The 14,447-nt window shown below is 73.8% G+C and carries 13 protein-coding genes; all 13 read right to left on the bottom strand.

The annotated features are described in order from the left end of the window. Positions 1 to 10: 10 nt before the first annotated feature. Entirely contained in the window at positions 11 to 904 is an 894-nt protein-coding gene (gene lgt, locus H7344_RS00765) for a prolipoprotein diacylglyceryl transferase (protein WP_229706828.1), read from the bottom strand. Continuing rightward, positions 901 to 1,548, bottom strand: coding sequence for an SCO family protein (locus H7344_RS00760; RefSeq protein WP_186344122.1), 648 nt, complete (start codon positions 1,546 to 1,548; stop codon positions 901 to 903). Before H7344_RS00760 ends, lgt begins: the two co-directional genes overlap by 4 nt. Beyond that, on the bottom strand, positions 1,541 to 2,359 hold the full coding sequence (gene trpA, locus H7344_RS00755) for a tryptophan synthase subunit alpha (protein WP_186344121.1): 819 nt from the start codon (positions 2,357 to 2,359) through the stop codon (positions 1,541 to 1,543). Before trpA ends, H7344_RS00760 begins: the two co-directional genes overlap by 8 nt. Then, entirely contained in the window at positions 2,356 to 3,639 is a 1,284-nt protein-coding gene (gene trpB / locus H7344_RS00750) for a tryptophan synthase subunit beta (protein ID WP_186344120.1), read from the bottom strand. Before trpB ends, trpA begins: the two co-directional genes overlap by 4 nt. Next, positions 3,636 to 4,418, bottom strand: coding sequence for an indole-3-glycerol phosphate synthase TrpC (gene trpC, locus H7344_RS00745; RefSeq protein WP_186344119.1), 783 nt, complete (start codon positions 4,416 to 4,418; stop codon positions 3,636 to 3,638). Before trpC ends, trpB begins: the two co-directional genes overlap by 4 nt. A 91-nt stretch (positions 4,419 to 4,509) precedes the next feature. Next, positions 4,510 to 4,704: an HGxxPAAW family protein gene (locus H7344_RS00740; RefSeq protein WP_186344118.1), complete on the bottom strand. Its 195-nt coding sequence runs from the start codon at positions 4,702 to 4,704 to the stop codon at positions 4,510 to 4,512. A gap of 62 nt (positions 4,705 to 4,766) precedes the next feature. Further along, complete coding sequence (locus H7344_RS00735; RefSeq protein ID WP_186344117.1) at positions 4,767 to 5,357, bottom strand: Trp biosynthesis-associated membrane protein; 591 nt, start codon at positions 5,355 to 5,357, stop codon at positions 4,767 to 4,769. Beyond that, the gene (gene hisI / locus H7344_RS00730) at positions 5,350 to 5,697 is read right to left on the bottom strand and encodes a phosphoribosyl-AMP cyclohydrolase (RefSeq protein ID WP_186344116.1); all 348 of its coding nucleotides are present in this window, start codon (positions 5,695 to 5,697) and stop codon (positions 5,350 to 5,352) included. Before hisI ends, H7344_RS00735 begins: the two co-directional genes overlap by 8 nt. A 66-nt stretch (positions 5,698 to 5,763) precedes the next feature. After that, complete coding sequence (locus H7344_RS00725; RefSeq protein WP_186344115.1) at positions 5,764 to 9,072, bottom strand: carboxypeptidase regulatory-like domain-containing protein; 3,309 nt, start codon at positions 9,070 to 9,072, stop codon at positions 5,764 to 5,766. Positions 9,073 to 9,226: 154 nt separating this feature from the next. Next, positions 9,227 to 11,023: an ABC transporter ATP-binding protein gene (locus H7344_RS00720; RefSeq protein WP_186344114.1), complete on the bottom strand. Its 1,797-nt coding sequence runs from the start codon at positions 11,021 to 11,023 to the stop codon at positions 9,227 to 9,229. Then, positions 11,020 to 12,837 (bottom strand): ABC transporter ATP-binding protein, encoded by a 1,818-nt coding sequence (locus tag H7344_RS00715; protein ID WP_186344113.1) that lies wholly within the window; start codon positions 12,835 to 12,837, stop codon positions 11,020 to 11,022. The genes H7344_RS00720 and H7344_RS00715 overlap by 4 nt, the downstream gene beginning before the upstream one ends. A 141-nt stretch (positions 12,838 to 12,978) precedes the next feature. After that, positions 12,979 to 13,623: a TasA family protein gene (locus tag H7344_RS00710; protein WP_186344112.1), complete on the bottom strand. Its 645-nt coding sequence runs from the start codon at positions 13,621 to 13,623 to the stop codon at positions 12,979 to 12,981. Positions 13,624 to 13,882: 259 nt separating this feature from the next. After that, positions 13,883 to 14,320 (bottom strand): MOSC domain-containing protein, encoded by a 438-nt coding sequence (locus tag H7344_RS00705; RefSeq protein WP_186344111.1) that lies wholly within the window; start codon positions 14,318 to 14,320, stop codon positions 13,883 to 13,885. Positions 14,321 to 14,447 lie beyond the last annotated feature (127 nt).

Here is a 14,447-nt window from a genome sequence, read left to right as displayed (position 1 = left end):
CGACCCGAAGTCACGACTCGACGGCGTCGCGGACGTCGCGGACCTCACGTCCGTCGGTGTGGACGCTGGTCTCCCGGCCCGGGTGCCGGCGCGTGGCCCAGGCGAAGTACGCCGCCGCGAGCACGAACAGCACGATCGAGGTCCACACGTTGAAGCGCAGGCCGCCGACGTCGGAGAGCTCGACGTCGTCGATGCGCAGCATCTCGATCCAGCCGCGGCCGAGCGTGTAGGCCATCACATAAAGCGCGGCGACCCGGCCGTGGCCCAGCCGCAGCCGACGGTCGAGCCAGATGACGACGGCGAACGCCGCGAGGTTCCACAGGCACTCGTAGAGGAACGTCGGGTGGAAGGTCGCCTGATCGAGGTAGCCCGGGGGCCGGTGCGCGGGGTCGATCTCCAGCGCCCACGGCAGGTCGGTCGGCCCGCCGAACAGCTCCTGGTTGAACCAGTTGCCCCAGCGGCCGATCGCCTGCGCGACCAGCACGGTCGGGGCGATCGCGTCCAGGACCGGCAACAGCTTGATGCCCTTGAGCCGGGCGCCGATGTAGACGCCGAGGGCGCCGAGCGCGATCGCGCCCCAGACCCCCAGGCCGCCGCGCCAGATGTAGAGCGCGGTGACGGGGTTGTTGCCCTCGCCGAAGTAGCGGCCGCTGTCGGTGGCGACGTGGTAGAGCCGGCCGCCGACCAGGCCGAAGGGCACTCCCCAGATCGCGAGGTCCTGGATGTCGCCGGGCGTGCCGCCACGGGCGACCCAGCGGCGCTCGGAGAGCCAGACCGCCACGACGATGCCGAGGATGATCGCGAGCGCGTAGCCGCGCAGCGGCACGGGACCGAGGTACCACGTGCCCTCGCTGGGGCTCGGGATGCTCAGCGCGACCAGGCCGGCGACCAGGTCCGCGCTCACGCGTCCCCCAGCAGGGCCGAGATGTCGGAGCTGAACTGCGCGGCGGAGGTGTCCTGCCGCCAGAACATCGGCGCCTCGTCGTTGCCGTCGACGGCGATCACGTAGGTGCCGTGGCTGCCGAGGTCGTAGCCCCCGGACTCCAGCTCCTCGCCGTCGGCGACGAACACGCCGACCGACTCCGCGACGGTCGCGGTCGTGTCGAGGTCGCTGCGCACGCCGACGTACGCCGGGTCGAACCGGTCGAGGTAGTCGCGCAGCACCCCGGCGGAGTCGGTCGCGGGGTCGGTCGTCACGAAGACGACCTCGACCTGCTCGCGCTCCTCGTCGCTGAGCCGGTTGAGCCCGGAGGTCAGCGTCTGCATCACCATCGGGCAGATGTCGGGGCACTGGGTGTAGCCGAAGAAGACGAGCGTCAGCCGCGCGTCGGTGTCGTCGGCCAGGGAGAACGGCTCGCCCTCGGTGTCGGTCAGCGGCGTCGCTGCCACCTCGAACGGCGGCTCGACGACGCTGCCGGTGAAGTCGTCGTCGTCCCCGCCGCCGCTGCTCCCGGTGGTCCCGCTGCCACACCCGGCGAGCAGGACCGCGGCGAGCGCGGCGGCCACCGAGGCGCGGACGGTGGACCGTCGCCGGTCCGACCTAGCCACGCCGGACCCCCGATGCGAGCTCCTCGGCCAGGGCTGCCAGTGCCCGCAGACCCGCCGGGCGGTCGTCGGCGTGGTCGAGCAGGCGGCGCACGAACGCCGAGCCGACGATGACGCCGTCGACGTGCTCGGCGAGGTCGGCGGCCTGGTCGCCGGTGCTGACCCCCACGCCCACGCCGACCGGGAGGTCGGAGCCCTCAGGGCTGAGCGCGCGGGTGCGGGCGACCAGCGGCGCGACGCCGGCGGCGGTGGTCTGGGTGGTGCCCGTGACGCCCATGATCCCGGTGGCGTAGACGAACCCGCGGCAGGCCGCGGTGGTCATCGCGATCCGCTCGTCGGTCGACGACGGCGCGACCAGGAAGACCTTGTCCAGGCCGTGCTCGTCGGCGGCGGCGATCCACTCCGGGGCGCTGTCGGGCGTGAGGTCGGGGGTGATCAGCCCCGCTCCCCCGGCGCTCGCGAGGTCCGCGGCGAACCGCGGCACCCCGTAGCGCTCGACCGGGTTCCAGTAGGTCATCACCAGCGTTGGCGTGCCGGTGGCGGCGACGGCCTCGACGGTGCGCAGCACGTCGGCGGTGCGGACACCCCCCTCGAGCGCGGCCTGCGCCGCGGCCTGGATGGTCGGGCCGTCCATGACCGGGTCGCTGTAGGGCAGGCCGATCTCGATGACGTCGCAGCCGGCGTCGACCAGCGTGCGCAGCGCGTCGATGCCGCCGGCCACGTCGGGGTAGCCGGCGGGGAGGTAGCCGACCAGCGCCGCCCGGCCCTCGGCACGCGCCGTCGCGAACGCGGTCGCCGTCGTCGTGCCGCTCATCCCACGGGCTCCTCGGTCACGTCGTCGGAGATCTCCGCCTCGGTGCGGCCCAGGCCGAACCACTCGATCGCGGTCCCCATGTCCTTGTCGCCCCGGCCGGAGAGGTTGACCAGCACGGTCGCGTCCGGACCCTTCTCCTCGGCCAGCTCGCGCGCGACGCGCATCGCGCCCGCGATCGCGTGGGCCGACTCGATCGCCGGGATGATCCCCTCGGTGCGGCTGAGCAGGGCCATCGCCTCCATGGCCTCGGCGTCGGTGACCGGGGTGTACGTCGCCCGGCCGGTCGCCGCGAGGTGGGCGTGCTGCGGCCCGACGCCCGGGTAGTCCAGGCCCGCCGAGATCGAGTGCGACTCGATGGTCTGGCCGTCGGCGTCCTGCAGGACGTAGGTGCGCGCGCCGTGGAGCACGCCCTTCTCGCCCGCGTGGATCGTAGCCGCGTGGCGGGGGGTGTCGACGCCCTCGCCGCCGGGCTCGAAGCCGTGGATCGCGACGCCCTCGTCGTCGAGGAAGGCGGTGAACAGCCCGATCGCGTTCGACCCGCCACCGACGCACGCGGCGACGGCGTCCGGCAGCACGCCGTACTTCTCCAGGCACTGGGCGCGCGCCTCGTCGCCGATGCCGCGGGTGAAGTCGCGGACCAGGCTCGGGAACGGGTGCGGGCCGGCGGCGGTCCCGAAGAGGTACGCCGTGTGGTCGACGCTGGCGACCCAGTCGCGCAGCGCCTCGTTGATGGCGTCCTTGAGGGTGGCGCTGCCGGACTCGACGGGCACCACCGTGGCGCCGAGCAGGTGCATCCGCGCGACGTTGAGCGCCTGGCGCCTGGTGTCGACCGCGCCCATGTAGACGGTGCAGTCCAGGCCGAAGTAGGCAGCCGCGGTCGCGCTGGCGACGCCGTGCTGGCCGGCACCGGTCTCGGCGATGACGCGGGTCTTGCCCATCCGCTTGGTCAGCAGCGCCTGGCCGAGCACGTTGCGGATCTTGTGGGCGCCGGTGTGGTTGAGGTCCTCGCGCTTGAGCAGGATCCGGGCGCCGACCTGCCGGCTGAGCCGCTCGGCGTGGTAGAGCGGGCTGGGCATGCCGGCGTAGTCACGCAGGATCGCGTCGAACTCCGCGACGAAGGACGAGTCGGCCATCGCGTCGTGCCAGGCCTCGGTGAGCTCGTCGAGCGCGGCGACCAGGGCCTCGGGCATGAAGCGTCCGCCCCAGCCGTGCTCGGGACCGCCGAACCAGCCGCGGTCGTCGGCGTCGTAGCTCGTCGTGCGGTCCACCTCGGTCGTCATGCGCCCACTCCTGTCATCGCGCGCACCGCGGCCTGCGGGTCGCCGTCCTTGACCAGCGCCTCGCCGACCAGCACCGCGCGGGCGCCCTCGCCCACGAACCGCTCGACGTCGGCCGGGGAGAAGATCCCCGACTCGGCCACCTTGACCCGATCCTCCGGCACCAGCGGCGCGAGCCGTCCGAAGGTGTCGGCGTGGATCTCCAGCGTCTTGAGGTTGCGCGCGTTGACGCCGATCAGCTCGGCGCCGAGCTCGACCGCGCGCTCGGTCTCGAGCTCGTCGTGCACCTCGACGAGCACGGTCAACCCCAGCTCGCGGGCCTCGTCGTGGAGGCGACGCAGCTCGTCGCCCGGCAGCGCGGCCACGATCAGCAGCGCCAGGTCGGCGCCGGCGGCGCGGGCCTCGACGAGCTGGTAGGTCGAGACGATGAAGTCCTTGCGCAGGAGCGGTACGTCGACGGCGGCCCGGACCGCGCGCAGGTCGGCCAGGCTGCCGCCGAAGCGGCGCTGCTCGGTCAGCACGCTGATCGCGGCGGCCCCGCCGGCGGCGTACTCCCCCGCCAGCACGGCGGGGTCCGGGATGTCGGCGAGGTCGCCCTTGCTGGGGCTGCGCCGCTTGACCTCGGCGATGACGCTCGAGCCGGGCGCACGGAAGTGCGGCATCGGGTCGCGCGGCGGGTCCACGTCGGCGAGGCTCGCCCGCACGTCGGCGAGGGGCAGGGCCGCCTCGCGCTCGGCGAGGTCGGCACGGACCCCGTCGACGATGTCGTCGAGCACGGACACGGCTGCTCCTCAGGAGGTGGTTCGGGTGGCGGCGGTGCCGCCGACGGTGACCCCGGGCGCCGGGCGGCGCCACGGTCGGGTCACCGCGAGGTCACTCGTTGAAGCCCATCTTGTCCATGGCGACGAAGAGGACCAGAGCGCCCACGACCATCGCGACGCCGATCCAGAACACCACGAAGCTGACCGGGTCGAGCATCAGCCCGACGCCGCCGACCACGAAGCCGAGCAGGGCGACCACGACGGCGGTCCAGGCCGCGGGGGTGTTGCCGTGGTTGGCACTAGACATGCTTGGACTCCTCGATGGTGGGTCGTGGTGACGCCCCGATCCTAGCGACACGGGGCGCACGCTCAGGCCGTCGGGTCGCGCCCCTCGTCCATCGCCTTCCACAGGTCGATGTTGGTGGCGTCCTCCGGCGCGACCGGCCCCGGAGCGGCCGCCGGCCCGCCGGCCGGCGCGTCGTAGCGGCTGCCCATCTCGGGCCAAGCAGGGACGAACCGCACGGCGGCGACCGAGGCGGCGAGCGTGACGAGCGAGCCGAGCGCGGTGGCCCAGGACCACGCGGTGCGGCCGATCTCGGGGGCGGGTTCCGCGGCGGCGTACGCCGCGCGCGCGTCGTCGACGGTGGAGGACCAGCCGACGACGACCGCCACGACGAGCCCGACCGCGGCGACCGCCCCGAGCAGGGCGACCGCGCGGCGCACGCGGCGCCGGGTCACCAGCACCACGCCCCAGCAGGCCAGCACCACGAGCGCGAGCGCGGTGGCGGCCGGCATCTCGCCGGTGTCGCCGGCCGCGTAGCCGGCGACGGAGGCGGCGACCCCGCCACCCGCCTCGGCCTCGGCCCAGGAGCGGCTCCCGCCGACGGCGGCCAGGGTCGCGCCGGCCAGCCCGGCGAGGACGACGGGGCCGAAGGTACGGCGCGGGCGCTGGTCAGCCACGGGTCCGCAGCTCCACCGCGTCGAAGCAGGTGCGGTCGCCGGTGTGGCAGGCGGCGCCCTCCTGGTCGACCTTCACCAGCAGGGTGTCGCCGTCGCAGTCGAGGCGGACCTCCTTGACCCACTGCACGTGGCCGGAGGTCTCGCCCTTGAGCCAGTACTCCTGGCGCGAGCGCGACCAGTACGTCGCGCGCCCGGTGGTCAGCGTGCGGTGCAGCGCCTCGTCGTCCATCCAGCCCAGCATCAGCACCTCACCGGTGTCGTGCTGCTGCACCACCGCCGGCACCAGCCCGTCGGCGGTGCGCTTGAGGCGGTCGGCGATGTCGGGGGCCAGGGAGCTCACCTGCTCAGTATCCCCGGTCCGTCCCCGGCCTCCGACATCGCGCGGGCCTGCGACCCAGCCTCCGCCTCAGCCGGGGATGCTCACCCGGACCTTTCTCTGGCCGGACGCCGTCAGCCGGTCACCGGCGTACTTGACGGTGAAGGCGTGCATCCCGTCGGTCAGCTTCTTGACGACCAGGCGGACCCGGCCGTCCTGGAGCCGCCCGGTGGCGACCACGCGGCCCCGCTCGAGCACCCGGACGCGACCGGTCGGGTCGGCCCCGGTGGCGGTGACGACGAGCCGCAGCACCGCCTTGCGGCCGTTCGCGTTCTTCGCCAGCCGCAGCCGCGGCGTCGCCTTGACCAGCGCGCCGAGGGAGGCGGTGCGCTGGGTCGTCGCGCGGGTCGGGTGGGTGTAGGTCACCCGGACGCCGATCCGCCGGCCGAGGTCGTCGGTGGTGACCCGGTAGGTCCCGCCGGTCGCGCCGGCGATGGCGCGGCCGTCGCGGAGCCACTGGTACGTCGCGGTCGCGTCGCCCGGGACCGAGGACCCGGCGTCGGCGACCAGCAGGGCGCCCACCCGTGCCTTGCCCCTGACCGTCGGGCCGCCGACGACGGTGACCGGCCTGTCCGCCACGGCGGCGGTGGGCAGCGAGGTGGCGGTGGCGTCCTGGTGGCCGACGCGGCGGGCGGTCACGACGACGGTGAGCTGCCGGCCGAGGACCGCGCTCGTCGGGGAGTACGACGCGCCGGTCGCGCCCGCGATCGGGGTGCCGTCGGCCCGCCACTGGTAGGTCACCGATGCCGGCGCCGGCGTCCAGGTGCCGGCCGAGGCGACGAGCGTGCCGCCGACGACCGGCGTACCCGTGATCGTCGGCCGTGCCGTGTTGACGAGCTCGTCAAGGTCGGCGACCACCGCGGCGGTCCGGGCGGACTCCGCGCTGCCCGCGGTGAGGCCGGTCTTGGTGGCGGTGACCCGCACCGAGACCTGCTTGCCGACCTGGGCGGCGCCGAGCAGCAGCTCGCCGGTGGTCGCGCCGGCGATCGGCGTGCCGTCGGCGAGCCACTGGTAGGCCAGCGTCGGGCCGTCGACCGACCACGTGCCACCGGTGGTGGTGAGCTTCTCGCCCTCGCGGGGGGTGCCCGTGACGGTGGGCAGCACGCGGTTGGTGATCGCGGCGCGCGTGACGGGCGGGGTGGCGGCCGAGGTGGCCGTCGCCGTGCCGCCGCCGGTCGCCGTGACCTCGACCGCGATCCGGCGGCCGACCTGCGCCTCGGTCGGGTCGAACGTCTTCGCCGTCGCGCCGGCGATGTCGGTCCCGTCGGCGGTCCACTGGTAGGCGAACGCGGTCGGCGTGGTGCTCCACTCGCCGTTGCTCGCGGTGAGCGTCGAGCCGGTCGCCGGGGTGCCGAGCACGACCGGCACGAGCCGGTTCTCGAACGCCGCAGAGCTCAGGAAGCCGGCGCTCGGACCGGTCTCCTGCGAGGTGAGCGTCAACGGCTCGAGGCCTGCCTGGGTGGCAGTGACCCGGATCGCGTAACGCACACCCGAGGTGAACATGGAGGGCGTGTAGGTGTCGCCGGTCGCGCCGCTGATCGGCGAGCCGTTGGCCAGCCACTGCACCGCAAGCGTCGTGCCCGGCGTCCAGCTGCCCTTGCGGGCGGTCAGCGTGGAGCCGCCCTTGGCGCCGCCGGCGATCCACGGCGGCACGAGGTTCTGCACCTGGGAGCGGCTGACGACGAAGTTGATGTCGCGGGTCGCGCCGGTGACGGGCACGTCGGTCGCAGCCTCTCGGGTCCCGGCGCTCGGCCAGTAGACGGTGTAGTCCTGGCCGTTGACGCGCCCGGAGGCGGCGACCCGGTAGGACCGGTGCGCAACGCGCATGGCGTACGTGCCGTCGGCCGCCGTCGTCGCCCGCGCGACGGGGTTGGCGACGTCGGTGGTGATGGCGACGCCGTCGCGGATGTCGGTGACGAGCCGGTAGTATGCGGCGATGTCCACGCCGCTCACGCCTGTGCCCTGCTGGTTGCGGACCGCACCGGAGAGCGTGCTGACCGCGATCGTGCGGGCCGGCACGGCGGTGACCTTCTCGGCCGTCACGACGACGTCGGCGGCCCGGTCCAGGCCGACCAGGCCCGGCAGGAAGCCCTCGCCCAGGCCGGGCAGGGTGACCTTGGCGCGGTAGGTGCCGGCCGGCAGGGCGAGCTCGTAGTAGCCGTTCGTGTCGGTGGTCGCAGAGCCGGCTCCGATCCAGGCGGTACGGATCACGTTCGTCTCGGGCTCGCGGGTCCGGAGCTCGCGCAGGAACGTCACCGTGGTGGGCTGGGCGGCGTGCGGCGTGCCGTCGCTGTTGACCAGGCGGCCGGTCACCCGACCGGGCAGGGCGAGCGTGGCGTCGACGCCGGTGCGCTGCTCGCCGTCGGCGAGCTTGAGGTCCGAGCCCTCGTCCACCTGTCGGCCGCCGCCGTGGACCAGGTCGGTGTGGCCGGCCTTGGAGAACTTCACCCGATAGGTCCCGGGGGTCAGCCCGTCGAGGGAGTAGGTGCCGTCGGGCGCCGTGGAGGCCTCTGCGACCTCCGCCCAGATCTGCTGGCCGTCACCGTCCACCCGGAAGGAGAAGACCTCGACCGTTGCGTCGTCGATCGGTCGGCCCGCGGACGTGGCGACCGTGCCTGCGATGCCCGCCTCCCGGTTGGCCCGGTCGAGGTCGATGGTGCCCAGGGATCGGCCCGTGCGGGCCGCGACGGTCAGCGACGTGGCGGCGTCCTTCGAGGACTTGCCGTCGTACCACTCGTCCTGGAACGCCGTCGCCCCGGTGAAGCCGACGACATAGCCGTCGCCCCACCGCACCGGAACGGAGAAGGAACCGTTCGCCTTCGTGGTGTCCGTGCCGACGACGGCGTACTCGGGACCGTCGGCCGTCACGCTCCGGCGCTGGACGGTCACCGTGACGCCCTCGATCGGCGGCGTGCCGGCCTGGGACGAGCGCACCGTGCCGGTGATCGGCGCGGTGCTGCGGTCGAGCGACACGTCCGCGGCGGTGTCCTGCCCGGTGACGGCGGTCGCGGTCGCAGCGGACGGCTTGTCCGCCCACCACTCGGTGACGTAGTCGGTCTTCGCGTAGCTGACCTGGTAGCTGCCCTCCGGCAAGGTGAGCCGGTAGCGGCCGTCCTGGCCGCTGGTCGCCGTCACCGGCGTCGTGGAGCCGGTGCGAGTCGCGGTCACGGTCACCCCGCTCAGCGGACCGCTGAGAGGGTCGGTGACGATTCCGGAGAACTCGAACTCGGTCGCCGCGGCGGCCGGTCCGGCGCTCAGCGCGCCGAGCACGAGGGCCAGCGCGGTCAGCAGGACCGCGAGCGGCCCGCCGCGCAGGCGGGTGGACGGGGTGGAGGGCATGGGTCACCTCTCGTGGCGGGAGTGATACCCCAGGGGGCAGGGGCAGCGACCCTCCAACGACGCCGTCGGGGGCCTGTCACGGGCCCGGGGACGGCGAAGGTAAAACCACCCGGAGGCACTAGTCCGACCGGGCCATGTCGTCCTGGGGTGCCCGTCAGCGGCCCTGCTGGGCGACCCAGGACGAGTGCAGGCCGGCGTACACGCCGCCCTCCTCCGCGACCAGCGCGGCGTGCGGACCGCGCTGGACGACCTGACCACGGTCGACGACGACGACCTCGTCGGCGTTCTCGGCGGTGGAGAGCCGGTGGGCGATGGTGACGGAGGTGCGGCCGTTCATCAGCCGCTCCAGCGCGCGGCCGATGCGCATCTCGAGGGCCGGGTCGACGGCGCTCGTCGCCTCGTCGAGCACCAGCAGGTCCGGGTCGGCCAGGTGCGCGCGCAGCAGCGCCACGAGCTGGCGCTCCCCCGCCGAGAGCGACTCGCCGCGCTGGCCGACCTGCGTCTCGATGCCGCGCGGCAGGCCGCCGAGCCAGTCGCCCAGGCCGAGCTCCTCCGCGCTCGCACGGATGTCGTCGTCGGTGGCGTCGAGGCGCCCGTAGCGGACGTTCGCGGCCAGGGTGTCGTCGAAGAGGAAGCCCTCCTGCGGCACGAGCACCACGCTGCGCCGCAGGGACGCCGAGCCGATGTCGCGCACGTCGATGCCGTCGAGCAGCACGCGCCCCTCGGAGGGGTCCATCAACCGGGTCAGCAGCTTGGCGACCGTCGACTTGCCGGAGCCGGTCTCGCCGACGACCGCGACCCGGGTGCCGGAGCTGATCGCGAGGTCGACGTCGCGCAGCACCAGCGGACCGCCGGGGTAGGCGAAGGACACGTGCTCGAACCGCACGTCGATCGGCCCCCGCGGCAGCACGGCGCCCGCCTCCCCGGGGTCGACCAGGTCGGCCGGGGTCTCGAGGATGCCGATGACGCGGCGCCAGCCGGCGATCGCGTTCTGGGCGTCGGTGAGGATCTGCGTGCCCATCTGCACCGGACCGACGAACAGCGTCACGAGGAACGCGAACGCGAGCACCTGGCCGGCGGTGATGTCACCGCCCCACAGCCGCCCCTGGCCGAGCCAGATGCCGACGATCAGCACGCCCGCGTTGGCCAGGCCGGCGGAGACGCCCCCGAGGGAGAAGGAGAACGCCGTGAAGCCCTGCGCCCGGGTGCTGGCCGCCTTGTGCGCGTCGATCGCCTCGTCGATGCGCCGCTGGGTCCGGTGCTCGACGGCGTAGGACCGCACGACGGCCGCCCCGACGACCGGCTCGGACACGGCCGAGAGCATCAGGCCGACCTGGCGACGTACGGTGCCGTAGGCGTCGGAGAGCTTGCGCTGGAAGTAGCGCAACGACAGGAACAGCGGCGCGAAGCACAGCCACACGACCAGCGCGAGCTGCCAGCTGTAGACGACCATCACGACGGTCGCGACGAGCACCTGCCCCACGCTGACCACGAACAGCAGGCCGCCGAAGACGAGGAACTGGCTGACCTGGTCGACGTCGCTGGTGACGCGGGAGACCAGCGCCCCACGGCGCTCGGTGTTCTGGGTGAGCAGCGGCAGGTCGTGGACGTGGCGGAACGCCTTGGTCCGCAGCGTGGCCAGGCCGCGCTCGGCGGAGGTGAAGAGCCGGGTGGTCATGCGGTACGACGCGAAGCTGGTCACCACGATCGCGAGCGCGGCGATGACGCCGGCCCACACCGTGAACGACACGTCCGGCCCGCCGGGACCGTTGACGCCGCGATCGAGCACCTGCTGCACCGCGATGGGTACGACGACCTGGCCGGCCGAGGCGAGCACGGCCAGCGCGAGCGTGCCGCCGATGCCCTCCTTGAGCTCGGGTGAGAAGTGCACGCCGCGGCGCAGGGTCCGGATCGCGCCGATCTCCTCGCCGGAGTCCATCGCCGTGCTCATGCGTTCACCCCCTGGTCGTCGTGCGTCTCGTCGTGCTCGGTCTCGTAGGCGTTGACCAGGTGGGCGTAGGACGGGCTGCGCCGCAGCAGCTCCGCGTGGGTGCCGCGGTCGACGATCCGGCCGCCCTGGAGGTGGACGACCTGGTCGGCCAGCGCGATCGTCGCCTTGCGGTAGGCCACGACGACCAGCGTCGGTCCCGCGCCGGTCTCGTCGCGCAGCGCGGCGAGGATCCGCGCCTCGACCTCCGGGTCCACCGCCGAGGTTGCGTCGTCGAGGACGAGCAGCCGCGGCCGGCGCACGAGCGCGCGGGCCAGCGAGATCCGCTGGCGCTGGCCGCCCGAGAGCGACGTGCCGCGCTCCCCCAGCCGGGTGTCGAGCCCGTGCGCCAGGGCGGCGACGAAGCCGTCGGCCTGCGCGGCCCTCAATGCGGCCCAGACCTCGTCGTCGGTGACGTCGGCGCCGAGGGTGACGTTGCCGCGGACGGTGTCGTCGAAGAGGAACGGCGTCTGCGGGACGCTCGCGACCGCCTCGGCCAGCTCGCCGCGGGCCAGGTCGCGCAGGTCGGTGCCGTCGAGGAGGATCCGCCCGGCGTCGGGGTCGACGAGGCGGCTGAGCAGCATGGTCAGCGTGCTCTTGCCCGACGCGGTCGCGCCGACGACCGCCACCGTGCGGCCGGGGGCGACGGCCAGGTCGACCCCGTCGAGCAGCCGGCGGCCGGGCTCGTAGGAGTAGGCCAGCCCCTCGACCGCCAGGGACGCGCCGCGCGCGCCGGCCGGGGCGGCCGCGGTGCGGTCGCCGTACGGCATCTCCCCGGTGGCGTCGAGCACGCCCCGCACCCGGCGGTAGCCCACGACGCTGCGCGGGAACTCGCCGAGCAGCCAGCCGATCGAGCGGATCGGGAAGGAGACGATGGTGAGCAGGTAGGCGACGGTCACGACGGCGCCGGCGTCGGTGGCGCCGCTGAGGACGCGCGAGACGCCGACCGCGAGGACCACCAGCACGCCGATGTTCGGCAGCGCCGCCAGGGTCGGGTCGAAGGCCGCGCGGATCCGGCCGGCCTTGATGTTGACGTCGCGCAGCTCGCGGGCGCGGGAGCCGAAGCGCTCGGTCTCCTCCGGCTCGCGGCCGAGGGTCTTGACGACCATCGCCCCGTCGAAGGACTCGTGCGCGATCTCGCTGACCTCGGCGCGCAGCTGCTGGGCGCGGGTCATCCAGCCTTGCGCGAGGCGCTGGTAGGCGACGTTGACCGCGATGACGACCGGGAAGATCGTGAGGCCCACCAGGGCCAGGACGACGTCGGCGAGGAGCATCTGCACGATCGCGATGACCATCATCGCCACGGTGCCGACGGCCATCGGCAGCGGCGCGATCGGGCCCCAGGCGGCCTCGACGTCGGAGTTGGCGTTGGAGAGCAGCTGGCCGGTCGGGTGTCGCTGGTGCCACTCCATGGGGAGGGTGAGGTACTGCCGGGTGACGGCGCGGCGGGTGTGGGCCTGCATCCGGTACTGCATCACGCCGGCGCCGAGGCGCCGCGCGACGATGCCGACCGCCCGGAGGATCGCGACGCCGAGGAAGAGGCCGAGGACGGCCAGCAGCATGTCGGCGCCGACCTCACCGGTCTCGAAGGCCGGCAGGACGACGTGGTCGGTCGACCAGCCGAGGACCCAGGCGTCGGCGACGGTCAGCGCCCCGAAGAGGACGCTGCCGAGGGTGGAGACGGTGAAGATCCAGGGCTCGCGCTTGATCGCCACCCACAGCACGCGGAACCCCGCGCTGGTCGACCCTCGGCCCTGCTGTCCGTGCTCGTCCGCCACCCGCTCCTGCTTCCCTCGACCACGGGCTCAGCGCCCGGACGCGCCACGATATTCCGGCCGCCGGAGACGGCCGGAATCGGTGGCGCGCGGGTGGGAGCAGGTCAGCGGCTGTCAGCGGCTGTCAGCGGCTCTAGGCGGTGGTCAGCGGCTCTCGGCGGCGCGCTGGGTGGCGTCGAAGGTCAGCTTGATCGAGTTGGCCAGGCTCTTGAAGTCGTTGTCGGCGGCCTCGGGGAACGTGAGTGTCACGCGGAGGTTGGAGACCTTGGCGTCGTTCAGCGTCACGGTCGCCTGGTCCAGCGGGAGGTTCGCGCCGACGACCGGGCGGGAGGCGAGGACCGAGGTGGTGGTGCCGGCGCACTGGAGCTTGCCGTTGTCGCGCTTGGTGTCGACCTTGGTCCACGCGGTCGAGCACTCGTCGATTTTGATCTGCAGGCCGTTGGTGACGTCGGTGGCGAGCAGGTTGCTGGTCGCGGCGGTCGTCGTGAGCGACACGGTGCCGAACTTCTCGTCGTTCTCACCGCGGGTCAGGACGATGTCGCGCTCGACGGTGTCGCCGGGGACCAGGCCGGCGGCAGCGATCGAGGGGCCCTGGGTGGAGGTGCCCTCTCCGAGCTTGATGGTGCCGGCCGCGACCGACTCCGAGGCGGAGGTGGTGGAGGTGAAGGCACCGAAGGTGCCGAGGCCGGCAACGGAGGCGGCGCCCGCGACGAGCGCGACCGAGGCGACGAGCTTGACGGCGGTCTTGCGGTTCTTGCGGGAGGTGCGGGCGGCGGTGGTGTTCGTCATCGGGAGGAGCCTTTCGGGGAGGGGCCGCCGGTCTCTCCGACGGGGTTTTCCTTGATGACCCGAACTCTGCCGAGCGCAGATCAAGGCACCCCCGGGCTCATCCCCGACGTTCCCTCAAGAGGTCTGCAAGACCTACGGGCCGGCCTCCCGCGGGCTCACTTCTCGGCCTTCTTAGCCGCTCCCCGGCCATCGCGACGCCCGAGAAGCGTCAGCATCCCAAGTGAACGTGGGATGCCGCCGATCCCGTCCGCCTCACCAGTCACACAAGCACCACAGGATCACCGACGCGGATCGTGCCGGAGGAGAGCGCGCGGAGGATCGAGCCGCCGCGACGACGCAGGGCCGCCGCTCCCCCGGGTCCCATCGAGGTTTCCATGATCCGGCAGGGCGCGGCGACGCGGACCACCTCGAGCAGCACGCCGCCCTCCCCGCCGACCAGCAGGCGGGCGCCGGGCTCGGTGGGGACGTCGAGCCCCGACACCGTGACCGTACGCCGCGTGGCGCTCGGCGGGACGGGCCGGCCGAGGTCGGCAGCGGCCTCGGCGAGCGCCTCGGCGGACTGCACCGAGACGTGCCGGTGCCTGGTGCCGAACCACCGGTCGCCCACGACCCCGCGGCCGGCGACGACCTCGATCGCGGCCCGCTCCTCCATCGGGGCGTGCCGCTCCGGCGCGACGTGCAGCGCGACGACCCTCATCGCTCGTCCGTCACCCGGTCAGCCGGTCCGCGGACCACGGTCCGCGGTCCGCGGGCCGCGGGCCGCGGGCCGCGGGCCGCGAACCCCGGGGCCGCGGGCCACAAACCGCGGGCCGGCCACAATCGCG

The organism is Nocardioides deserti (assembly GCF_014266025.1).
Classification (GTDB): domain Bacteria; phylum Actinomycetota; class Actinomycetes; order Propionibacteriales; family Nocardioidaceae; genus Nocardioides; species Nocardioides deserti.
The sequence above is the reverse complement of the archived record's forward strand: the minus strand, read 5'-3'. Positions and strand labels throughout refer to the sequence as shown.

What these genes read in the sequence shown, in the direction of transcription:
- trpA (WP_186344121.1), bottom strand. Translation starts at nt 2,359, where the DNA reads ATGAGCGGCACGACGACGGCGACCGCGTTCGCGACGGCGCGTGCCGAG.
- trpB (WP_186344120.1), bottom strand. Translation starts at nt 3,639, where the DNA reads ATGACGACCGAGGTGGACCGCACGACGAGCTACGACGCCGACGACCGC.
- H7344_RS00740 (WP_186344118.1), bottom strand. Translation starts at nt 4,704, where the DNA reads ATGTCTAGTGCCAACCACGGCAACACCCCCGCGGCCTGGACCGCCGTC.
- H7344_RS00725 (WP_186344115.1), bottom strand. Translation starts at nt 9,072, where the DNA reads ATGCCCTCCACCCCGTCCACCCGCCTGCGCGGCGGGCCGCTCGCGGTC.
- H7344_RS00720 (WP_186344114.1), bottom strand. Translation starts at nt 11,023, where the DNA reads ATGAGCACGGCGATGGACTCCGGCGAGGAGATCGGCGCGATCCGGACC.
- H7344_RS00710 (WP_186344112.1), bottom strand. Translation starts at nt 13,623, where the DNA reads ATGACGAACACCACCGCCGCCCGCACCTCCCGCAAGAACCGCAAGACC.
- H7344_RS00705 (WP_186344111.1), bottom strand. Translation starts at nt 14,320, where the DNA reads ATGAGGGTCGTCGCGCTGCACGTCGCGCCGGAGCGGCACGCCCCGATG.